This is a genomic window from Mesorhizobium sp. B2-3-14, from assembly GCF_006442175.1.
Lineage (GTDB): Bacteria > Pseudomonadota > Alphaproteobacteria > Rhizobiales > Rhizobiaceae > Mesorhizobium > Mesorhizobium australicum.
In genome coordinates, this window is the sequence record NZ_VFVP01000002.1 from 290170 (window position 1) to 312042 (window position 21873).

Genomic DNA, 21873 nt, shown 5'->3' on the forward strand with positions numbered 1-21873 from the left:
CCAGGGGTTTTGCGAACCATGACGCCGGACCTTCTCTCCAGCCTGTCGCTCTCGACGCCCGAGCTGATCCTTGCCATCGGCGCGCTCGCGCTGCTTATGGTCGGGGCCTATTCGCGTTCCAACACCGCCAATACCGTGACCGGCCTTGCCGTCGCCGTGCTGGTGATCGCAGGCGCCTGGCTGATCTTCCACGCAGGGCAGGGCAGCGCCTATGGCAATGCCTTCATCCAGGATTCCTTCGCCCGCTTCATGAAGGTGCTGGCGCTGATCGGCTCGGCGGTGACGCTCATCATGTCGATGCGCTTTGCCAAGGCGGAGCGTTTCGACAAGTTCGAATATCCGGTGCTGATCCTGCTTTGCACGCTCGGCATGATGCTGATGATCTCGGCCAACGGCATGATCGGGCTCTATCTCGGCCTCGAACTGCAGTCGCTTGCGATCTATGTGCTGGCGGCGATCAATCGCGACAATTTGCGTTCGACAGAAGCCGGCCTGAAATATTTCGTCCTCGGCGCGCTGTCCTCGGGCATGCTGCTCTACGGCATCAGCCTGGTCTACGGCTATACCGGCAACACCGGCTTCCAGGAGATCGCCACGGCGCTGGGCGGCGGCGAGCGCCAGCTTGGCCTTGTCGTCGGCCTCGTCTTCGTGCTGGCCGGGCTTGCCTTCAAGATCTCGGCGGTGCCGTTCCACATGTGGACGCCAGACGTCTATGAGGGCGCACCGACACCGGTGACAGCCTTCCTGGCGGCAGCGCCGAAAATGGCGGCGATGGCGCTGATCGTGCGCGTCACCATGGGTGCGTTCAAGCCGATCGCCTCCGACTGGCAGCAGATCATCGTCTTCATCTCGATCGCCTCGATGGCGCTTGGCTCCTTCGCCGCGATCGGCCAGACCAACATCAAGCGGCTGATGGCCTATTCCTCGATCGGCCATATGGGCTACGCGCTGGTCGGCCTTGCCGCCAACAGCCAGGCCGGCGTGCGCGGCGTCGCCATCTACATGCTGATCTACCTGGTGATGACGCTCGGCACCTTCGCCTTCATCCTTGCCATGCGGCGCAAGGAAGGCAATGTCGAGCAGATCAGCGATCTCGCCGGCCTCTCGTCGACCAACCCCATCATGGCGACGATCCTGACCATCCTGATGTTCTCGCTGGCCGGCATTCCGCCGCTCGCCGGCTTCTGGGGGAAGTGGTACGTCTTCCTCGCCGCCATCAACGCCAACCTTTATGCGCTGGCAATCATCGGCGTGCTCGCTTCCGTGGTTGGCGCTTACTACTACCTGCGCATCATCAAGATCATGTGGTTCGATGAGCCGGTCGGCGGCTTCGTGCCGATGGCCAGCGAGTTGCGGGTCGTGCTCGGCGTCAGTGGCGCCTTCGTGCTGTTCTATGTGCTGATCGGCGGGCCGATCGGGACCTATGCCGAAGCCGCCGCCAAGACATTTTTCTGACGGGATGGCATTTCGGCTGGCTCCAACCTCGGCGTCGGAAGGGTTCCGGCTCGAGGCGCATGACAGTGTCGGCTCCACCAACGCGCTGGCGCTGGACCATGCCCGGGCGGGCGACCCGGGCAAGCTCTGGGTCGTTTCCAAGAAGCAGGAAAGCGGGCGCGGCCGGCGTGGCCGTGCCTGGGCAACGCCGGAAGGCAATCTGGCGGCGACGCTGCTCCTCATCACCGGCGGCGAATTGCGCCTTGCCGCGACGCTCGGCTTCGTCGCGGGGCTGGCGCTGGCCGACGCGCTCGACGCGGTGGTGCCGAAGGGCCGCATCGCGATAGGCCTCGACGGAGCGAGCCAGGGACAGAACCGTTTCGAGCTGAAATGGCCAAACGATGTGCTCGCCTCCGGCGCCAAGCTGGCCGGCATCCTGCTGGAGTCGGCGATGCTTGACGGTAGCCGCTTCGCGGTGGCGGTGGGCATCGGCGTTAATGTGGTGGCGCATCCGCGGGATTTGCCTTATCCCGCGACATCGCTTCACGCGTTGGGCGCGGCTTGCGATGCCGAAACGCTGTTTCTGGCGCTGTCGGATGCCTGGAGCGAGAATGCCCGCCTGTGGGACGAAGGACGTGGCCTTGCCGCCATCAGGAAGCGTTGGCTGGCCCGCGCGGCGGGCCTTGGCGGCGAGGTTGCTGTCAGAATTGACGGTAATGTGGTGCGTGGCGTGTTCGAGACCATTGACGAGGACTGCCGTTTCGTGATCCGCGACGATGACGGGTCTGTTCTGACGGTCGCCGCCGGCGATGTGCATTTCGGCGCGGTGGCGTCCGCGCGGATATAATTTGTTTTTGAGCCATTCCGGACGGAAAACCGGTAGGCACTTGCTGGAATGCTTTAACGGCTTGGCCTGAGGGTCAGGAAGGAAAAAATCATGGCGAAAGCGGACAACGCCGAACTCGTCTTCGTGCCGCTCGGCGGCGTCGGCGAGATCGGCATGAACTTCGCCCTCTACGGCTACGGCCCACCGAGCGCACGCGAATGGATCATCATCGATGTCGGCGTCACCTTTCCCGACGCGGCGCATCCAGGCGTCGACCTGATCCTGCCCGATACGCGCTTCATCGAGGAGAACCTCGCCAATCTGCGCGGCATCATCATCACCCACGCGCATGAGGACCACTACGGCGCGCTGCTCGACATCTGGCCGAAGCTGAAGGCGCCGGTCTGGATGACGCCGTTCAGCGCCGGGCTGCTGGAAGCCAAGCGTCAGGGCGAGCAGGGCGCGCCGAAGATCCCGCTGACGATCTACCGGGCGGGCGAAAAGTTCACGGTGGGCCCCTTCGAGATCGAAGCCATTCCGGTGGCACACTCCATTCCCGAACCCATGTCGCTGGCGATCACCTCGCCGGCCGGCACCGTCATCCACACCGGCGACTGGAAGATCGATCCGGAGCCGACGATCGGTCCCAAGACCGACGAGGCGCGGTTCCGCGCCTATGGCGACAAGGGCGTGCTGGCGCTGATCTGCGATTCGACCAATGCGCTGCGCGAAGGCGAGTCGCCTTCGGAAGTGGCCGTGGGCGAGGGCCTGAAAGGCGTCATCCAGGCGGCCAAGGGCCGCGTCGCCGTCACCACCTTCTCCTCCAATGTCGGACGCATCGTTTCCATCGCCAGGGCAGCGCGCGATGCCGGCCGCCAGTGCCTTGTGCTCGGCCGCTCGTTGAAGCGCGTCATCGATGTGGCCGGCGAACTTGGCTACATGGACGGCCTGCCGGAGTTCATCGCCGAGGAGGATTTCGGCTTCATCCCGCGCGAGAACCTGGTCATCATCTGCACCGGCAGCCAGGGCGAGCCGTTGGCGGCACTTGCCAAGCTGTCGCGCGACGAGATGAAATCGGTGTCGCTGACGGCGGGCGACACGGTGGTGTTTTCCTCGCGCACCATTCCCGGCAACGAGAAGGCGATCCTCGAGATCAAGAACCGCCTCATCGATCTCGGCATCAAGATCATCGAGGACGGCGATGCGCTGGTGCATGTCTCTGGCCACCCCCGCCGCAGCGAACTGCGCAAGATGTATGAATGGGTGCGTCCGCAAATCGGCGTTCCCGTGCATGGCGAGGCGGCGCATCTGGTGGCGCAGGGCTCGCTGATGTCCACCTCCGGCATCGGCCAGGTGGCGCAGGTGCGCGACGGCGACATGCTGCGGCTCGCTCCCGGTCCCGCCACGATCATCGACCAGGTGCCGTTCGGCCGCGTCTACAAGGACGGCAATCTGATCGGCACCGATCAGGCGATGGGTATTCGCGACAGGCGCAAGCTGTCCTTTGCCGGTCACGTCGCGGTCAATGTCGTGCTTGATGACAAGTACGAGCTGGCCGGCGATCCCGACCTGGTCGCCATTGGCGTCGCCGAAACCGACGCCCGTGGCGAGATGCTCGAGGACCTGATGATCGATGCGGCCGTCGGTGCGGTCGATTCGATCCCCCGCCAGCGCCGCAAGGACCTCGACCTGGTGCAGGAGGCGGTGCGGCGCGCAGTGCGCGGCGCGGCCAACGAAGCGTGGGGCAAGAAACCGCTGGTGACGGTTTTCGTCACCCGGTGACGGAGGCGTCGGGTGCTCGGATGTTCAGCTGATAGCTGACCGGAATCCAGCGAAAGGAATGGTCTGTCCGCTCGACATAGCCCAGACCCGGAAACGGCATGTGGTGGCCGGCGACGAGCAGGCGCCGCTCGGCAGCCATGCCGAGCAGCCGCTTGCGGGTCTCGATCGCCTTTTCCTTGTCGTCGTCGAAATCGGCATGCCATTGCGGACGCTGGATCGCCACGACATAGTGCAGGAAAGCGTCCGACCAGATCAGCAATTGCTGTCCGTCGCTTTCGACAAGGAAGGCCAAAAGCCCGGCGGAGTGACCGGCCGCGTCGATGGCAGTGATGCCCGGCACCACTTCGTCTCCAGGCGCTATGAACGTCGCGCGGTCGGCCAAGCCGGTGCAAATGCGCCTAAAGAGATCACGATTGGCCAACCTGGCCGGACGCACCGCATTTCCTTCGGTCCAGAACGCGAATTCCGCTGCGCCGAATACCAGGCGTGCGCGGCTGAAAACGGATGCGCCATTCCGGACAAGCCCGCCAATGTGGTCCGGGTGCCCGTGGGTGATGACCACCACATCGATGTCATCAGGGCCGAGCCCAAGGGCTTGCAAACACTCCAGGAGTGAACTGTGTTCATCTCCGCAGCCAGTGTCGAACAGGATCTTTTCGGAACCGGTATCGATCAGCGTCGGGATGAAGCAATGCTCGTAGCGATCCTGGTCGATGAAGTTCGAAACCGCGAGTTCGAGCACGGCCGCCGGCGGCTGTCCGGCCGCGAAGGCCGATGCAAGCCCGTCTCTGACATCGACGGCATCGAGCAGAGCGGCAATTTTGAACGACCCGAGATCGAAGGTGAAAACGCGGGGGCGGGCAGGGCTGATTCCGGACATTGGCCTTTGTACTTTGTGGCTGCCGGTTGCAACAGGTGCGACAGTGCGCTCCTCGCGAAAGGCTGTTGATCTCGGCTGATTTGACGTATGACGCCAGTCGTTGGACCTGGGAGAAAAAGCTCGGACATGCTCGGACGGCTGAACCATGTCGCGCTTGCGGTGCCGGATTTGACCGCCGCCGTTGCAGCTTACCGCAACACGCTCGGCGCCGAAGTGACCGAGCCGCAGGCGTTGCCGGAGCATGGCGTCACCGTGGTGTTCGTCGATGTCGGCAACACCAAGGTCGAGTTGCTGGAGCCGCTTGGCGAGGGCTCCCCAATCGCGGCATTCCTCGAGAAGAACCCGTCGGGCGGCATGCATCATCTCTGCTACGAGGTCGACGACATCCTGGCCGCGCGCGACCAGCTCAAGGCCGCCGGCGCCCGGGTGCTTGGTGACGGCAATCCCAAACCAGGCGCGCACGGCAAGCCGGTGCTGTTCCTGCATCCGAAGGATTTCTTCGGCACGCTGATCGAACTGGAGCAATCATGAGCTGGGTCTCGTTCACCGCGCTGTTTTTCGCGACCTGGTGGGTGGTGCTGTTTGCCGTCCTGCCGTTCAGCGTCAGAACGCAGGACGACGATCACGACGTGACGCTGGGCACGGTGCCGAGCGCGCCGCGCGGGCCGCATATGCTGCGTGCCGTGATCCGCACCACCATCGCAACGGCGGTCCTGATGGGCATTTTCTACGGCCTGACGCACGGGCTGGGATACAGCCTCAACGACATCCCGCACATCGTGCCGGAACTCAGTCCGACCCCAGGGAAATAGACGTGGCGGCAAGGGTGCTCCGATAAGGTCGGAGCGCTGCGGATGGGATTGAGATGCCGCCCTGTACGGCGGCTACTGGCTGCTGACGCAAGGTCATGTAGCCTGCCAATTCGCAGCGCTAACCAGATGATTGCACAAAAAAAATGCAAGGCACAAGGCCTTGCAATTAAACGCGTCCGATCTGTTTCCGGTATCCGGCGGCAGCGAGTAACCGCGCCTAGATCGCATCCTCCCAAGACTTTGACCGCGTAGGAGAGCAGATTTTTTTCTGCCCTCTCGGTTATCGGGGCACATTAGCCCAACGGAAATGAAAATGTCACGAAGAATTTTGCCTTGAAACGGGCAATCTCGTGCTGCACTGCACAATAGTGCGGCAGGCTTTGCTTTTGAAACGTCCAGTCAGGCTCGACAGAGCCTTTGCGGCATGTTCGCAATTGACGCGCGCAAAGAATTGACGGCCAAACCCGAAGAGGTTCGGTGCGTTCCATTGTCGGCGCGGGTCGATCCGGAAGCGAGGGATTCGGGCTCGGAAGGGGCCTACGTGGTGGGATGGCCGGGTTTCCATTCGGTCATGAAATCGCTATGAAGCCGGGGCAAGCAAGCCTGCGCCGCGCCGATTCTGGCGTGGCCATTCTCATTCACGGACCTGTCCATGCGTTTGTCGCGCTATTTCCTGCCTATCCTCAAAGAAAATCCGCGCGAGGCCGAAATCGTCTCGCATCGGCTGATGCTGCGCGCCGGCATGATCCGCCAGCAGGGACAAGGCAGTTTTTCCTGGCTGCCGCTGGGCAAACGGGTGCTGGACAAGGTCTGCAAGATCATCCGCGAGGAGCAGAACCGCGCCGGTGCGCTGGAGATCCTGATGCCGACCATCCAGTCGGCCGATCTGTGGCGCGAGAGCGGCCGTTACAACGACTACGGCAAGGAGATGCTGCGCATCAAGGACCGGCAGGACCGCGACATGCTCTACGGTCCGACCAACGAGGAAATGGTCACCGAGATTTTTCGCGCTTACGTCAAATCCTACAAGGACCTGCCGCTCAACCTCTACCACATACAGTGGAAGTTCCGTGACGAGGTGCGGCCGCGCTTCGGCGTGATGCGTTCGCGCGAATTCCTGATGAAGGACGCCTATTCCTTCGATCTCGACTTCGAAGGCGCGAGAGCCGCCTACAACCGGATGTTCGTGTCCTATCTCAGGACCTTCACGCGCATGGGCCTGCAGGCCATTCCGATGCGGGCCGACACCGGTCCGATCGGCGGCGATCTCAGCCACGAGTTCATCATCCTGGCCGACACTGGTGAAAGCCAGGTCTTCTGCCATCGCGATTACCTGTCGCTTGCGGTGCCCGGCGCGAACACCGACTTCGCCAATGACGGCGAGATAGCAGATATCGTCAAGACGTGGACGACGCCTTACGCCGCCACCGACGAGATGCATGACGAGGCGGCCTGGGAGAAGGTTCCGACAGGCGACCGGGTCTCGGCGCGTGGCATCGAGGTCGGCCATATCTTCCACTTCGGCGAGAAATATTCCAAGCCGATGGGGGCCAAGGTGACGGGGCCCGACGGCAAGGATCATTTCGCGTCGGGCGGCTCCTATGGTATCGGCCCGTCGCGACTGGTCGCGGCGATCATCGAGGCCAGCCATGACGAGAACGGCATCATCTGGCCGGAAGCGGTGGCGCCCTTCGATATCGGCCTGATCAACATGAAGGCGGGCGATGCCGACTGCGATCGCGTCTGCGACGAGCTCAACGCCGCCTTCACCGCCGCCGGCAAGGATGTGCTCTATGACGACACCGACCAGCGGCCGGGCGGCAAATTCGCCACCGCCGACCTGATCGGCCTGCCCTGGCAAGTGATCGTCGGGCCGCGCGGTGTCGCCGCCGGCGAGGTCGAGATCAAGAATCGCAAGACCGGCGAGCGCGTGACGCTGCCGATCGCCGACGCGGCCAAACACTTCGGTGCCGCCGCATGAGCGAGGCGGCGGCAGCGCGATCGGCGGGCGCCGGCCCTTTTTCCATCTTCGAGCGCACGGTCGCCTGGCGCTATTTGCGTTCGCGGCGCAAGGAGACGGTGATCTCGGTGATCGCCTCGATCTCTTTTCTCGGCATCATGCTGGGCGTCGCCACGCTGATCGTGGTCATGGCGGTGATGAACGGCTTCCGCGCCGAGCTTTTGACGCGCATCCTTGGCGTCAACGGCCATCTGATCGTGCAGCCGCTCGATTCACCGCTTGAGGACTATGCCCAGGTCGCCAGCCGCATCAACGGCGTACCCGGGGTCAAATACGCCATCCCGCTGATCGACGGCCAGGTGCTGGCGCAAGGCAATGTCGGCGGCGGCACCGGCGCGCTGGTGCGCGGCATCCGGGGTGAAGATCTCGGCAAGATCGCCATCGTGGCCAGCAACATCAAGCAAGGCACGCTCGCCGATTTCGATACCGGCGAGGGTGTCGCCATCGGCAAGCGCATGGCCGAGAATCTCGGCCTGACGCTCGGCGATACCATTACCTTGATCTCGCCGGACGGGGATGTGACGCCGCTCGGCACCACACCGCGCATGAAGGGCTACAAGATCGCGGCGATCTTCGAGGTCGGCATGTCTGAATATGACACGTCGATCGTCTACATGCCGTTCTCCGAAGCGCAGCTCTACTTCAACATGGACGGCCGGGCGCAGACGATCGAGATCTATGTCGACAATCCCGACGATGTCGACGCGCTGAAACCCAAGGTGGAAGCGGCGGCGCAGCGGCCGATCGACATGGTCGACTGGCGCCAGCGCAACGAGACCTTCTTTTCGGCTCTGCAGGTCGAACGCAACGTCATGTTCATGATCCTGACGCTGATCGTGCTGGTGGCGGCGCTCAACATCATTTCCGGACTGATCATGCTGGTGAAGGACAAGGGGCATGACATCGCCATCCTGCGCACCATGGGCGCCTCGCGCGGCGCCATCCTGCGCATCTTCCTGATGACTGGGGCGGCGATCGGCGTGACGGGCACGCTCGCCGGCGTGCTGCTCGGCGTCGTGATCTGCACCAACATCGAATCGATCCGCCAGTTCTTCTCCTGGATGACCGGCAAGGTGCTGTTCAACCCGGAGCTCTATTTCCTCAGCCAGTTGCCGGCCAAGATGGATCCGCGCGAGACGACCTATGTCATCATCATGGCGCTTGCGCTGTCCTTCCTGGCAACGGTGTTTCCGGCATGGCGGGCGGCCCGCCTCGATCCAGTCGAAGCCTTGAGGTACGAGTAGTGGCCGAGGTCCTTATCGAGCTGAAGAGCGTCGAACGGCACTACGTCCAGGGGCCGCGCAAGCTCACCATCCTGAACGGCGCCGATTTCGCGCTGCGGCGCGGTGAAATGGTGGCGCTGGTGGCCCCGTCGGGCACCGGCAAATCGACGCTGCTGCATACGGCCGGGCTGCTGGAGCGGCCAGATGCCGGCGACGTGATCCTGTCCGGACGCGCCTGTGGCCGGTTGTCCGACGACGAGCGCACCTCGATCCGCCGCAACGATGTCGGCTTCGTCTATCAGTTCCATCATTTGCTGCCGGAGTTTTCCGCGCTGGAAAACATCATGATGCCGCAGCTCATCAAGGGTCTGCCGCGCAAGGAGGCATCCGAGCGCGCGGCGCAACTGCTCGACTACATGCAGATCGGCAAACGAGCGTCGCACCGGCCATCCGAGCTGTCCGGCGGCGAGCAGCAGCGCGTCGCCATCGCGCGTGCGGTCGCCAATGCGCCGCTGGTGCTTTTGGCCGACGAGCCGACCGGCAACCTCGACCCGGTCACAGCCTCCTACGTGTTCGAGGCGCTGGAGGCACTGGTGCGGCAATCGGGCCTCGCGGCGCTGATCGCCACCCACAATCACGAGCTTGCATCGCGCATGGACCGGCGCGTCACGTTGGCCGACGGCAAGGTGGTGCCGCTCTAAGGACGATTCTCACCCGACGTGTACCGCGCGGGGGTAGCTTAGAACCGCCAGTGAGCGCTCATTGCGATCAGAGTGGACGATATCGCGCTCGTCGCCAGGATGGCCAACCAAATTACGAGATTGCGAGAGAGGCGCCGCCGGCGACCTTGTCGCATACGCTTTCGCCAGCGTTCACCTTGATTTGCGCCTCCGTATTTCCCCATGTCGATCGCTCAGCAATGCCTCAGGCCCAGGCATTTTCGGCTCAGCCAAAATTTAATACAAGCGCTCGCTAATTTGTTCTTCCCGGGCTGAAGCCTACCCTGGCAAGCTTCCAACTCCCTCTCTTAGCGACCAATTAACGTTTCGCTAACCGTGCACAGTTCCCCGCCCATGGCCATACCTCCCAGCGGTTGACAATGGAACAAAATTAGAACAAATTAGAAACATATCAACAACAGGAGAGAGTTATGACCGATCTGGTTCAGGATGTCATCTCGCTGGTTTGCATGAGCGCGTTTCTTGTCTCCATGGCGATCTGGATCGGAGCCATGTGATTTGGCAGCGTCGGCCGTCGCTGTTTCTCGATGGCCATGCCGCCCCGCCGTTAAGCTTTTCTTGCCGCCGCGACGTTAGGGTGCGGCTCCAAGGCAGGGAGCAACGTCCAGGTGTCGCCCATCGTCACGGCCATTCTCGTGGCCAGCAATCTCGGGCTGATCTTTCTCCTGATGACCGTGCCGCTTGGTTTGCGCACGGTCAGGTCGAGCCGCATCGTGGCGATGGACCGGCAGCGCCTGTGGCAGGCGCTGTGGCCGCTCGGCAGCGATGCCGGCTGGTCCGGCGAGATCCTGTCGGCGCAGCCGCTGGACGAAGAGGGCGTCGCCCGCATCACGCTCTCTTGGGAAGGCCGCGATGGCAAGCCGATAGAGCGCAGGGCGCGGTTTGAAGATGTCGTCGAGGGCAACCGCTTCTCGATGCGGGTGATCGAGGACACCGCGCTCGATAGCTCGTTCTGGAAGGACTATGGCGAGACCGCCGAACTGGTTTCGGAGGGAAGCGGCACGCGCGTGACGCTCAGCCGGACCGACCGGTACCGCGGCGTGGCTTTCCTGGTGTTTCGCTATTTCGCCATGCGCCGCGAGCTCTCCAAGCTGCAGCGTTGGGCAAGGACCGGGCAGTATCGCAAGGGTGGCTGGTTCGAGCATCCGCTGAGCCAGGTCGGCTTTGCCGTGCTGTCGGCATTGATGCTGTGGCCGTTCTTCGGGCTTCACCTCGGCGGGCTGGCGCTGGCCGCGATCCTGACGTCGGTGGTGGCGCTGCACGAACTCGGCCACATGGCGGCGTTCCGGCTGACGGGCCATCGCAGGGCGCGGATGATCTTCATCCCGCTGCTTGGCGGCATCGCCATTGGCGGCCGGCCCTATAACAGCCGTTTCGAAGTGGCCTTCGTGGCGTTGATGGGGGCGGGGTTCTCCGCCTTCCTGGTGCCGATCGTCATCGCCGCCAGCGTGCTTGCCGGCGGCGAGGGTCACAAGGCGGCTGCCGCGCTACTCGCCGCACTCGCAGGCTGCGCTGCCCTGTTCAATATCGCGAATCTGGTGCCGGTGTGGAAGTTCGACGGCGGCCAGGTGCTGCGCCAGATCTGCCCGGGGCCGGTCGTCCTGGCGCTGGCGTCCTTCTCGCTGCTTTCGGCCTTTCTGGCGCTTGGCTGGCGGGCCGGTTTTTCCCTTGGCTTCCTGCTCGCGGCCGGTGCGGTCTTTTCGATTCTCAGCCTGCTCACCGTCGGCAGCGGGGTGAAGCCACGTCACGAACTGGAGCCGATCGGCACTGTCGACCGTTTGGTCATCGCCGGGGCCTTGCTGGCGGTGTTCGCCATCCACGGCTGCGGCGTGCTGTGGGCGTCAGGGCAGTTGCTCTGAGCTGGTTGGGCCGAAAGGATCAACCCGTCTTGCGGGCAGCCTCGGCCGGCAAAGCCGCCACGGGACCAAAAACATCCTCGAAGGCTGATTTCAGCGCCAGATCCAGATCGGCCATGCCGAGGGGCAGGCCGAGGTCGACGAGGCTAGTGACGCCGTGATCCTGGACGCCGCAGGGCACGATGCCGCCGAAATGGGAAAGGTCCGGCTCGACATTGATGGCAATGCCATGGAAGGTCACCCAGCGCCGCAGCCTTATGCCGATTGCCGCGATCTTGTCCTCGGCAGGTGAGCTGTCGGGCAAAGCAGGGCGATCTGGCCGTACCACCCAGACACCAACCCGGTCCTCGCGGCGTTCGCCGCGCACGTTGAAGGCGGCGAGCGTGCCGATGATCCACCGTTCGAGCGCCGCGACGAAGGCGCGCACGTCCTCGCGCCGGCGCTTCAGGTCGAGCATGACATAGGCGACCCGCTGGCCTGGCCCATGATAAGTGTATTCGCCGCCGCGTCCGGCCGCAAAGACCGGAAAGCGGTCAGGTTCGATCAGGTCCTCGATGCGGGCGCTGGTGCCGGCGGTGTAGAGCGGCGGATGTTCGACCAGCCAGACCATTTCGCCGGCAGCGCCGCCGCAGATCGCCTCGGCGCGCGCCTCCATGAAGGCAAGCGCATCGGGATAGGGGGTAAGGCCGGGCTCGACCAGCCATTCCACCGGTGCCGAACCGGGCAAGGGCAGGAACGACGTGGCAATCTGGCTGCGTTCTGGCATGGCGTCTCTCTTGTCGCCTTCCATATGGCGATATCAGGCGGAAACGTCCAGTTCGCCGTGCGCTTGGGCGCCGAGCATCCGACGCGCCGGCAAGACAATGAGTGCTTGCTGGTTCAATTCGCAGCTGTGTCGTCAGGATGATTTGGTGCGGTCGAGAAGACTCGAACTTCCACGGGTTGCCCCACAGCGACCTCAACGCTGCGCGTCTACCAATTCCGCCACGACCGCACGTGGTAGAGCCGGAACCGACCGGCTCGCGGCGTGTAGCAAATCGTTTCCAGCGAAACAAGTGCGCCACGAGTATTTAATCGCTGGGAATGGCTATAACGGATCAATCGCTTTGCGCGCCCGGAAACGAAGGCGGCGGCGCGTCTTGGAGACTGCGTCGCCGCGTCCGTCTTTCGCCCGAACCTGCGGCTACGCCGCCTGCTTCCTCCGCGCCAGCGTATCTGCCACAACCTCGCCAAACGATGACGGCGTCGGCACGATGATGACGCCGGCCTCTTTCAGGATCTCGACCTTTTCCTGCGCGGACTCGCCGAAGGCCGAGATGATGGCGCCGGCATGACCCATGCGGCGGCCTTTGGGGGCGGACAGGCCGGCGATGTAGGCGATCAGCGGCTTCCTCATATTGTCGCGCGCCCAGATCGCGGCTTCGGCTTCCTGCGGTCCGCCGATCTCGCCGATCATGACCACGGCGTCGGTCTCGTCGTCCTGCTCGAACAGCTTCAGAACGTCCTTGAAGGAGGAGCCGTTGATCGGATCGCCGCCAATGCCGACGCTGGTCGACACGCCGATGCCGAGCGCCTTCATCTGCGAGGCGGCTTCATAGCCCAGCGTTCCCGAGCGGCCGACGATGCCGATGCGGCCGGGCAGGTAGATCGAGCCGGGCATGATGCCCATCAGCGCCTGTCCCGGCGTGATGATGCCGGCGCAATTCGGCCCGACCAGCCGCATGCGGTCCTCGAAGCGGTAGCGGCGCATGTAGCGCTTGACCTGCATCATGTCCTGCGAGGGGATGCCGTCGGTGATGCAGACGCAGAGCTTTATCCCCGCATCCGCCGCTTCCATGATCGAATCGGCTGCAAAGGGCGGCGGCACGAAGACGATGCTGGCTTCGGCACGGGTCTCGCGCACAGCGCCCTTGACCGTGTTGAAGACGGGCAGGCCGAGATGCGTCTGGCCGCCCTTGCCGGGCGTGACGCCACCGACGAGCTTGGTGCCGTAGCGCTTCATGTCCTCGGCATGGAAGCTGCCGATCTTGCCGGTGAAACCTTGCACGATGACGCGTGTGCTGCGGTTGAGCAGGATTGCCATTTTTCCGTCCTCCCTCAGGCTGCTTTTTTGTTGGCGGCCACGCGCCAGGCGGCGACGGCTTTTTCGGCGGCCTCGGCGAGCGTGTCGGCGACGATCACCGCCTCGCCGGAATCGGCCAGGATCTTGCGCCCTTCCTCGGCCCTGGTGCCGGACAGCCGCACCACCAGCGGCACGTTGACGCCGACCTCGCGGATGGCCTTGATGACGCCCTCGGCGACCCAGTCGCAACGGTTGATGCCGGCGAAGATGTTGACCAGGATTGTCTCGACGTTCTTGTCGCCAAGCACGGCGCGGAACGATTTCGCCACCCGCTCGGGCGAAGCGCCGCCGCCGATATCGAGGAAGTTCGCCGGCTCGCCGCCGGCGATCTTGATCATGTCCATCGTCGCCATGGCGAGCCCGGCGCCATTGATGATGCAGCCGATATTGCCGTCGAGGCCGACATAGGAGAGACCGCGGTCGCTGGCGAAGGTCTCGCGCGGATCTTCCTGGCTCTTGTCGCGCAATTCGGAAATTTCGGGCCGCCGGAACAGCGCGTTCTCGTCGAACGACATCTTGGCGTCGAGCGCGACCAGGCTGCCGTCGCGGGTCACCACCAGCGGATTGATCTCCAGCATCGAGGCGTCGTAGTCGCGGAACACCTGGTAACAGCTGAAGATGGTCTCGGTCGCCTTGCCGATCAGGCTGTCCTCCAGCCCGAGCCCGAAGGCGATCTCGCGCGCCTGGAAGCGCTGCATGCCGACACCGGGATCGACGGTGGCGCGGATGATCGAATCGGGTGCCTTCTCGGCGATCTCCTCGATTTCCATGCCGCCGGCGGCCGAGGCCACGATCATGACGCGCTCTTCCTTGCGGTCGAGCACGAAGCCGAGATAGAGCTCCTGCGCGATGTCGACGGCTTCCTCCAGATAGAGGCGCGAGATCAGCTTGCCGCGCGGGCCGGTCTGGTGGGTCACCAGCTTGCGTCCGAGCATGGCTTCGGCGGCGCTGGAAATTTCCTCATCATTGGCGCAGAGCTTGATGCCGCCGGCCTTGCCGCGCGCGCCGGAATGAACCTGCGCCTTCAGCACCCATTTGCCGCCGCCGATCTCGCGCGCCCGGTAGGTCGCCTGTTCGGGGCTGTAGGCCAGGCCGCCACGCGGCACATGGATCCCATGCCGGGCGAGCAGTTCCTTGGCTTGGTATTCGTGGATGTCCATTCTTTTCTCCTCCCCAAATCGTCAAAGTGCCGCGACGTGCTGCTGGCCGGCGCGTTCGATGGCGTCGTTGACCACCAGAACGTTGCGCGCCATGCGTTCCGACGCGGCGTCGATCATCTTGCCGTCGAGTGCGGCGGCACCCTTGCCCTGCGCCTCCGCCTCTTTCAGCACTTCGAGGATGCGGCGGGCGCGCGTGACTTCCTTCTCCGGCGGCGAGAAGACGTCGTTGGCCAAGGCAATCTGCGAGGGATGGATCGCCCATTTGCCTTCGATGCCGAGCGCGGCGGCGCGTCTGGCGGCCGCCTTGTAGCCTTCAGGATCTGAGAAATCGCCGAACGGTCCGTCGATGGCGCGCAGGCCGTAGGCGCGGCAGGCGACGGTCATCCGCGACAGGGCGAAATGCCACTGGTCGCCGGGATAGTCGGGATTGAGGCCGCCAATATTGACGGTCCGCGCCTTGCAGCTTGCCGCATAGTCGGCAACGCCGAAATGCATGGCTTCCAGCCGTCCAGGGGTGGCGGCGATAGCCTCGACATTGGCCATGCCGAGCGCGGTCTCGATCAGGGCTTCCAGGCCGACACGGGTCTTGAAGCCCTTGGCCATCTCGATCTGGTTGACCATGGCCTCGACCATGTAGAGGTCGGCCGGAACGCCGACCTTCGGCACCAGTATGGTGTCCAGCCGGTCGCCGGCCTGCTCCATGACGTCGACAACGTCGCGGTACATGTAGTGCGTGTCCAGCCCGTTGATGCGCACCGAGACGGTCTTGCCCTTGGCGCGCCAGTCGATGTCGTTCAGCGCCTGGATGATGTTCTTGCGTGCGCGTTCCTTGTCGGGCGGCGCGACGGCGTCCTCAATGTCGAGGAAGACGAAGTCGGCGGCGCTGTTGGCCGCCTTGTCGATCATCTCCGGGCTGGAGCCTGGAACCGCCAGTTCGCTGCGCTGCAGCCTGAGTTTCTTGAGGTGGTTAATGGTGTGGCTCATCGTCGACTCCCTCAGGCGGCTTCGGCGACCGGCAGCGCGGCCGAGGCGCGGAAATGCTGGATGGCGGCGCCGACGCCGGAGCCCGGCGCCAGCCGGACGCCACAATCGAGCAGCGCCATTTCCGCCGCCGAAAGCGAGGCCAGAACCATCACCTCGTTCAGCCAGCCGAGATGGCCAATGCGGAAAACCTTGCCGAACACCTTGTTGAGGCCGCCGCCCAGCGACGTCTGGTAGGCCTGGTAGGCGCGCTTGACGACGTCGCCGCTGTCGATGCCATCCGGCACGAGAATGGCGCTGACCGTGTCCGAATGCCATTTCGGCGCCTTGGCGCAGAGCTTCAGGCCCCAGGCGTCGACCGCCTTGCGCACGCCTTCGGCAAGGCGATGGTGCCGGGAGAAGATGGTCTCCAGCCCTTCCTCGGCGATCAGGTCGAGCGAGGCGCGCAGGCCGCGCAGCAATTGTGTCGCCGGCGTGTAAGGGAAATAGCCGGCATCGTTGGCGCGGATCATGTCCTCGAAGGAGAAGAAACAGCGCCGGTGGGTGGCGGTTCTCGAAGCGACGAGCGCCTTCCTGCTCACCGACAGGAAGCCGAGGCCGGCCGGCAGCATGAAGCCTTTCTGCGAGCCGCTGACGGCGCAGTCGACGCCCCATTCTTCCTGGCGAAAGTCGATCGAGCCGATCGACGAGACGCCGTCGACGAAAAGAAGGGCAGGGTGGTTCGCATCGTCGAGCGCGGCGCGGCAGCCGGCGACGTCGCTGGTGACGCCTGTCGCCGTCTCGTTCTGTGTGCAGAAAATCGCCTTGATGCAGTGCGTCTTGTCCGCCTTCAGCCGCTCCGCATAGAGTTCCAGCGGAACGCCGGTTCCCCATTCGCAGTCGATGACGTCGACCTCGAAACCGAGCCGTTCGGCCATGTCGACCCACAGATGCGAGAACTGGCCGAAACGCGACATCAAAACGCGGTCGCCTGGGCTGAGCACATTGGTCATCGCCGCTTCCCAGGCTCCGGTGCCCGAGGACGGGTAGATGAAGACGCGGCCGGTCTCGTTCTTGAAGATCCGTTTGATGTCCTCGAACAGCGGCAGGGTGAGGTCGGGGAAGGTGGCCGCGCGCATGTCCTCCATCGGCAGGTTCATCGCTTGGCGTACCTGCTCGGGGATGTTGGTCGGCCCGGGAATGAAAAGATGGGTGAAACCGGCCATGATGCGAACTCCTCCTGATCCAGCAAAGCGGTGGTGGGGAGTTTCGTTTCGACGGCCGATGCCAACAACACCTTGGCGGGTAAGATCTCACCGCATGCGGGTGGGTATGGCCTACCCGGTCGCCCTACCCGAAAGGCTGCCTTTGGCTACGCCTCTCTCGTGAATAGAGCGCGACCGCCATGGCGCGGTTGCGGACGTCCAGCTTGTCGTACAGATTCTTGAGATGGTACTTCACGGTATTTTCGGAGATGCCGGTCCGGGTGGCGATCTGCAAATTGGTCCAGCCGTCGGACAATACCGCCAGCAGTTCACGCTCGCGCACGGTAAGCCGGGATAGAGGCGTATCGTTGACCTTGTTGATGTCGATATAGGGGATGCAGATGCGGCCGTGCGCGACAGCCAGGATCGTGTCGAAGATGATGGCGGGATCGTCGAACTGGAAGCAGTAGCCCTGGGCCCCCAGGCGCACGCACTGTTTCAGGATGCCGATGTCATGGTCGTTTGAAAAGACCGCGATGCGAACGTCGAGCTTGCGGGTCTGGACCTCGGCCAGGACATCAGCGCCATCCATGTCGGAGAGCTTCCAGCCGATCACGGCGACATCGAACTCCTGGACCGCTGCCAGCTCCAGGAAATGCCTGCCGCTTTGTACGGAAGCCAAAAGCTCGAAGCGCCCGTCGCAGGCCAGCATTTCGCGCAGAGCCGATATGACGAGCGGATTGCGTTCGGCCACGACCACGCGAACGCGCCGCTCGTCGATTGCCTTGTTTTCTGTCCGCGACCTGATCTTCAAGGGCTTCCGGCTTTTTTGTTGCGGCTTGGAGGTCCAGCCGATGCCTGGACCTGCATCATGACAATTCTGCCCCAATCGCGCACGGGTGCTCTTTCCCCAGCGACATGCGCTGTCGCGTGGCCGGGCCACAAGCACACCCGCTTTGACGGAATCGACCAGGTTGCGCACGCCGGACAATGTCGCGTCGGTGGAAAACGACGCCTTTGCGCAAGCGGGATTTTTCGGCTGGAATTCCCGTGCGTTGGAGCGACGGGCTGCGAAATCGAATCATGCCGCCGCTCCAAATTTCTTGTTTGTGGTCGGACCCAAAACCGATTTCCACTTTTCGGAATCATGGTCTAGACCTGATTGGCAACCTTTCCGGGATTCTGATGGCTGGAGACGCTGGTGGAAGGCCAGGACAAGCAGACGACCTCCGCCAAGGCGGCTGACGACGCCCACGCCGACATCTATGGCGAGGACGGCGCGGTTCTTTCGTCCTTCCTTGCCCAGATCGGTGCGGCGATCGCCGACCGCGATACGCTGACCCTCAAGCGCGAAGTCGACGACCTGCATCAGTCGGAACTTGGCGACCTCATCGAGGCGCTGCATCCCGAGCAGCGGCGCGCGTTGGTCGAACTGCTGGGCGCCGACTTCGATTTTTCCGCGCTGACCGAAGTCGACGAGGCGATCCGCATGGATATCGTCGACAATCTGCCCAATGCGCAGATCGCGCAGGCCGTGCAGGCACTCGATTCCGACGACGCGGTCTACATTCTCGAAGACCTCGAGCCGGAAGACCAGGACGAGATCCTGTCGCAGCTGCCGTTCACCGAGCGGATCAGGCTGCGGCGCTCGCTCGACTACCCGGAAGAGACCGCCGGGCGGCGCATGCAGACCGAGTTCGTCGCGGTGCCGCCTTTCTGGACCATCGGCCAGACCATCGACTACATGCGCGAGGACAAGAACCTTCCGGACCGCTTCAGCCAGATCTTCGTCATCGATCCGACCTTCAAGTTGTTGGGGGCCATCGATCTCGACCAGATCCTGCGCGCCAAGCGCGCGGTCAAGGTGGGGGAGGTCATGCATGAGACGCGGCACGCCATTCCCGCCACCATGGACCAGGAAGAGGCGGCGCGGGAATTCGAACAATACGACCTTCTGTCGGCCGCGGTCGTCGACGAGAACGAGCGGCTGGTCGGCGTGCTGACCATCGACGACGTCGTCGACGTCATCCAGCAGGAGGCGGAGGAAGACCTGCTGCGCATGGGCGGCGTCGGTGACGAAGAGCTCTCCGACAGCATTCTGGCGACCTCGCGCTCGCGCGTTCCGTGGCTGCTCGTCAATCTGCTGACGGCATTCCTGGCGGCATCGGTGATCGGCCTGTTCGACCACACGATCGAGCGAATCGTGGCACTCGCCGTGCTGATGCCGATCGTGGCCGGCATGGGCGGCAATGCCGGTTCGCAGACCATGACCGTCACCGTGCGGGCGCTGGCGACCAGGGATCTCGACATCTACAACGCCGGCCGCATCATCCGCCGCGAGATGGGCGTCGGCTTCATCAACGGCATCGTCTTCGCCGTGCTGATCGGCATCGTCGCCGCAAGTTGGTTCCACGACCCTAATCTCGGCGGCATCATCGCGGCGGCTATGATCATCAACATGTTCGTGGCGGCCCTTGCCGGCATCCTGATCCCGCTGCTGCTCGACAGGTTCAAGGTGGATCCCGCGGTCGCTTCGGCGGTTTTCGTCACCACGGTCACCGATGTCGTTGGATTCTTTGCCTTCCTCGGCCTCGCGAGCTGGTGGTTCGGCGTCCGGTAAGGGTGTCAATTGACTTTTACGTAAATGCCGTGCGAGGCTTGTAAGGGGTGCCGCGTCGATTCCGGCGGGCAAGGGTTTGGTTCGGGACAGAAGGGCGACGCCGCATGGCGATCGCCTGGAATTCCGGCAGGGAGTGACAATGCGGGAATATTATTCGATCACCGAACTGACCCGCGAATTCGACGTGTCGACGCGGACGCTGCGTTTCTATGAAGACGAGGGATTGGTGCAGCCGGTGCGGCGCGGCCGCACCCGGCTGTTTCGCCCTTCCGACCGCCATCTCATCCGGCAGATCATGCGCGGAAAACGCCTCGGCTTCTCGATCAACGAGATCCGCGAGATCATCCAGATGTACAAGGAGCCGCCGGGCGAGGTCGGGCAGCTCAAGCTGATGATCAAGCGCATCGAGGAAAAGCGCGAAGACCTCAGGCAGAAACGTCGCGACCTCGAGGAGACGCTGGCCGAACTCGACCAGGCCGAGGAGTCTTGCGTCGAGCGGCTGGTCGAGCTCGGCGTCAACACGTAGCCCTGCTCAAATCCAGCGCCGGACTCTTTTTGCATAGTCGCGGTATTTCTTGCCGAATTTCGCCGCCAATATCTTTTCCTCGCCCTCGATCGCGACCTTCTGGGTGACGAAGGCGGCGACGAAGGCAAGCAGGAAGAACCAGGCGATGCCCGAGACGAAGGCGACGCCGATCAACAGCAGCGTGTTGGCCAGGTACATCGGATTGCGGCTGACGCCGAAGGGGCCGGTCGTGACGAGATGATCGGGCACGGCGTTGGGATTGAGCGTGGTCCTGGCCCGTATCATGGTGCGGATCGCTGTGAACCAGAGTACGGCCACGGCGAACAACGCCACCCAGCCGGCGGCGAACAGGATGTCGCCAAGGAGATCGCCGATCCAGGGCAGCGGGATGTAGAGGCCGAGCACGACACTGATGAGGATGGCGGCGGCGTAGATCACCGGCGGCCACGGTACCAGCCCAGGCTTCGGTTCGATCCCAGGTTTTGGCCCGATCATTGTGTCCCTCCCTCCGTCATCTTGTCGTCGGTCTTGGCGGTGCACGTTGCGGCAAGATCGGACAGATGCGCCCTGAAGTCCGCAGTCTGGTCGTTGTTGAAGAGCCGATCAAGAGAGGCTTCACCTTCGAGCGTTTCGAGCATGCAGCCGCAATAGCTCGAACAGAAGGTTGCGTTGCGCATCTGCTCGCACGATCGCTGGCAGGTTTTCAGGAAATTGACCTGCGGGGTTTCGACCTGCGCCGGCATCACTTGCGAGAACAGCCAGACGCAGCCGATCAGCAGCGGCTGGTGGATCAGGTAGAAAGCCAGGCTGTGGCGGCCGATGAAGACCAGCGGGTTGGACCAGCGTCCGGGCGCCAGGTTCGCCAGGCGTGCCCTTATGCCGGAGGTGGAGGCGAATTTCGCCACCGCAATGCCCGTAAGCACGGCGCCGAACCAAGGGAATAGCGGAACGTAGTCGTTGGAGCGCGGATTGATCGCCGACAGGCCGATCCACCAGAGCCAGGGATGATCGAGAGCCTCGAAGCGCAGGTAGACTGGTGCCGCGATGACGAGCGCGGCGACGGCAAGCGTCAGCAACGCCGGCAAGCGCAGGAAGGCGAGGCCGAGCAGGCTGGCGAGCGCGATCTCGTGCAGGATGCCGAAGAAGATGAACCCGTCGGGCGTGGCGACGCGGGTGACGACCGAAATGGCGACCGCCGCGCCGGCGACCATGGCGAACCGTCTCCAGAAGCCGTTCCAGCGGATCTGCCGGCCATGGGCGAGATAGAGGCTGACGCCAACCAGGAACAGGAAGGTCGATGCAATGCAGCGGGCGTAGAACTTCCACCAGCCGAAGGCGGTGAGGCCGGGATCGGTGTAACCGAAGAATTCCAGGTCCCAGGTGAAGTGGTAGCTCGCCATCGCGATCAGCGCGATGCCACGCAAGATATCGATGGCGACGATGCGCTTCGATGGCTGCGGGACGGGTACGGTCGGCGTGTGGATGCTCATGGTCTCGCGATCTGATTCAGCCCCTCCACGACGACTATCACGGTTGCACCGGATAGAAGAAGACCGGGCGCCTTGGCCTGGACCGCGCGGCGGGGTCCGCGCCAGCCGCCGGGTTGGGCCAGCGCGGAAAAGCCTTTGACCGGCTTCGCTTTTTGCCGGATGTGCGTCGGTTTCCTCTTAATGCGCCTGAAATGTCCACGGCAGATTCGACGCCGCG

The 21873-nt window shown here is 63.6% G+C and carries 20 protein-coding genes and 1 tRNA gene; 11 read left to right on the forward strand and 10 right to left on the reverse strand.

What is annotated here, in order from left to right; all coding sequences use genetic code 11:
* The first annotated feature begins 18 nt into the window (after positions 1–18).
* From nuoN to FJ950_RS06065, 3 genes are all read left to right on the forward strand, one after another.
* Complete coding sequence (gene nuoN / locus FJ950_RS06055; protein ID WP_015317351.1) at positions 19–1455, forward strand: NADH-quinone oxidoreductase subunit NuoN; 1437 nt, start codon at positions 19–21, stop codon at positions 1453–1455.
* Positions 1456–1459: 4 nt separating this feature from the next.
* Entirely contained in the window at positions 1460–2281 is an 822-nt protein-coding gene (locus tag FJ950_RS06060; protein WP_140615830.1) for a biotin--[acetyl-CoA-carboxylase] ligase, read from the forward strand.
* A gap of 90 nt (positions 2282–2371) precedes the next feature.
* Positions 2372–4042 carry a ribonuclease J gene (locus FJ950_RS06065; protein ID WP_140615832.1) on the forward strand — a complete coding sequence of 557 codons (1671 nt, stop codon included), beginning with the start codon at positions 2372–2374 and terminating at the stop codon, positions 4040–4042.
* Here FJ950_RS06065 and FJ950_RS06070 read toward each other — a convergent pair.
* Positions 4032–4922, reverse strand: coding sequence for an MBL fold metallo-hydrolase (locus FJ950_RS06070; protein ID WP_140615834.1), 891 nt, complete (start codon positions 4920–4922; stop codon positions 4032–4034). The two genes, FJ950_RS06065 and FJ950_RS06070, sit on opposite strands and share 11 nt — an antisense overlap.
* 126 nt (positions 4923–5048) lie before the next feature.
* On the opposite strand from FJ950_RS06070, the gene mce reads away from it, so the two are divergent.
* The 6 genes from mce to FJ950_RS06100 all read left to right on the forward strand — a co-directional run bounded on the left by mce (position 5049) and on the right by FJ950_RS06100 (position 11576).
* Complete coding sequence (gene mce, locus FJ950_RS06075; protein ID WP_015317355.1) at positions 5049–5453, forward strand: methylmalonyl-CoA epimerase; 405 nt, start codon at positions 5049–5051, stop codon at positions 5451–5453.
* Positions 5450–5734, forward strand: a complete 285-nt coding sequence (locus tag FJ950_RS06080; protein ID WP_015317356.1) for a DUF1467 family protein — start codon at positions 5450–5452, stop codon at positions 5732–5734. Before mce ends, FJ950_RS06080 begins: the two co-directional genes overlap by 4 nt.
* A gap of 652 nt (positions 5735–6386) precedes the next feature.
* Positions 6387–7715, forward strand: a complete 1329-nt coding sequence (proS, locus tag FJ950_RS06085; protein WP_015317358.1) for a proline--tRNA ligase — start codon at positions 6387–6389, stop codon at positions 7713–7715.
* Complete coding sequence (locus FJ950_RS06090; RefSeq protein ID WP_015317359.1) at positions 7712–8998, forward strand: lipoprotein-releasing ABC transporter permease subunit; 1287 nt, start codon at positions 7712–7714, stop codon at positions 8996–8998. Before proS ends, FJ950_RS06090 begins: the two co-directional genes overlap by 4 nt.
* Positions 8950–9678, forward strand: coding sequence for an ABC transporter ATP-binding protein (locus tag FJ950_RS06095; RefSeq protein WP_181171085.1), 729 nt, complete (start codon positions 8950–8952; stop codon positions 9676–9678). Before FJ950_RS06090 ends, FJ950_RS06095 begins: the two co-directional genes overlap by 49 nt.
* Before the next feature lie 647 nt (positions 9679–10325).
* Entirely contained in the window at positions 10326–11576 is a 1251-nt protein-coding gene (locus tag FJ950_RS06100; protein WP_140615838.1) for a site-2 protease family protein, read from the forward strand.
* Between the two features lie 19 nt (positions 11577–11595).
* On the opposite strand, the gene lipB is transcribed toward FJ950_RS06100, so the two are convergent.
* From lipB to FJ950_RS06135, 7 genes are all read right to left on the reverse strand, one after another.
* Positions 11596–12339, reverse strand: coding sequence for a lipoyl(octanoyl) transferase LipB (gene lipB, locus FJ950_RS06105; protein ID WP_140615840.1), 744 nt, complete (start codon positions 12337–12339; stop codon positions 11596–11598).
* 143 nt (positions 12340–12482) lie between these two features.
* Positions 12483–12567, reverse strand: a tRNA-Leu gene (locus FJ950_RS06110).
* Positions 12568–12756: 189 nt separating this feature from the next.
* Entirely contained in the window at positions 12757–13656 is a 900-nt protein-coding gene (gene sucD, locus FJ950_RS06115; RefSeq protein ID WP_015317363.1) for a succinate--CoA ligase subunit alpha, read from the reverse strand.
* Positions 13657–13670: 14 nt separating this feature from the next.
* On the reverse strand, positions 13671–14855 hold the full coding sequence (locus FJ950_RS06120; protein ID WP_140615842.1) for a malate--CoA ligase subunit beta: 1185 nt from the start codon (positions 14853–14855) through the stop codon (positions 13671–13673).
* A gap of 21 nt (positions 14856–14876) precedes the next feature.
* A complete protein-coding gene (locus FJ950_RS06125; RefSeq protein WP_015317365.1) occupies positions 14877–15839 on the reverse strand; it encodes a CoA ester lyase in 963 nt (320 codons plus the stop codon).
* A gap of 11 nt (positions 15840–15850) precedes the next feature.
* On the reverse strand, positions 15851–17041 hold the full coding sequence (locus tag FJ950_RS06130) for an aminotransferase class V-fold PLP-dependent enzyme (RefSeq protein ID WP_140615844.1): 1191 nt from the start codon (positions 17039–17041) through the stop codon (positions 15851–15853).
* 124 nt (positions 17042–17165) lie between these two features.
* Positions 17166–17834, reverse strand: coding sequence for a response regulator transcription factor (locus tag FJ950_RS06135; protein ID WP_140616491.1), 669 nt, complete (start codon positions 17832–17834; stop codon positions 17166–17168).
* A gap of 387 nt (positions 17835–18221) precedes the next feature.
* On the opposite strand from FJ950_RS06135, the gene mgtE reads away from it, so the two are divergent.
* The gene (mgtE, locus tag FJ950_RS06140; protein ID WP_015317368.1) at positions 18222–19640 is read left to right on the forward strand and encodes a magnesium transporter; all 1419 of its coding nucleotides are present in this window, start codon (positions 18222–18224) and stop codon (positions 19638–19640) included.
* 139 nt (positions 19641–19779) lie between these two features.
* Positions 19780–20166 carry a MerR family DNA-binding transcriptional regulator gene (locus tag FJ950_RS06145; protein ID WP_006203215.1) on the forward strand — a complete coding sequence of 129 codons (387 nt, stop codon included), beginning with the start codon at positions 19780–19782 and terminating at the stop codon, positions 20164–20166.
* Positions 20167–20172: 6 nt separating this feature from the next.
* On the opposite strand, the gene FJ950_RS06150 is transcribed toward FJ950_RS06145, so the two are convergent.
* Positions 20173–20661 carry an isoprenylcysteine carboxylmethyltransferase family protein gene (locus FJ950_RS06150; protein ID WP_140615846.1) on the reverse strand — a complete coding sequence of 163 codons (489 nt, stop codon included), beginning with the start codon at positions 20659–20661 and terminating at the stop codon, positions 20173–20175.
* Positions 20658–21656, reverse strand: a complete 999-nt coding sequence (locus FJ950_RS06155) for a DUF1624 domain-containing protein (RefSeq protein ID WP_140615848.1) — start codon at positions 21654–21656, stop codon at positions 20658–20660. The genes FJ950_RS06150 and FJ950_RS06155 overlap by 4 nt, the downstream gene beginning before the upstream one ends.
* Positions 21657–21873: the final 217 nt, after the last annotated feature.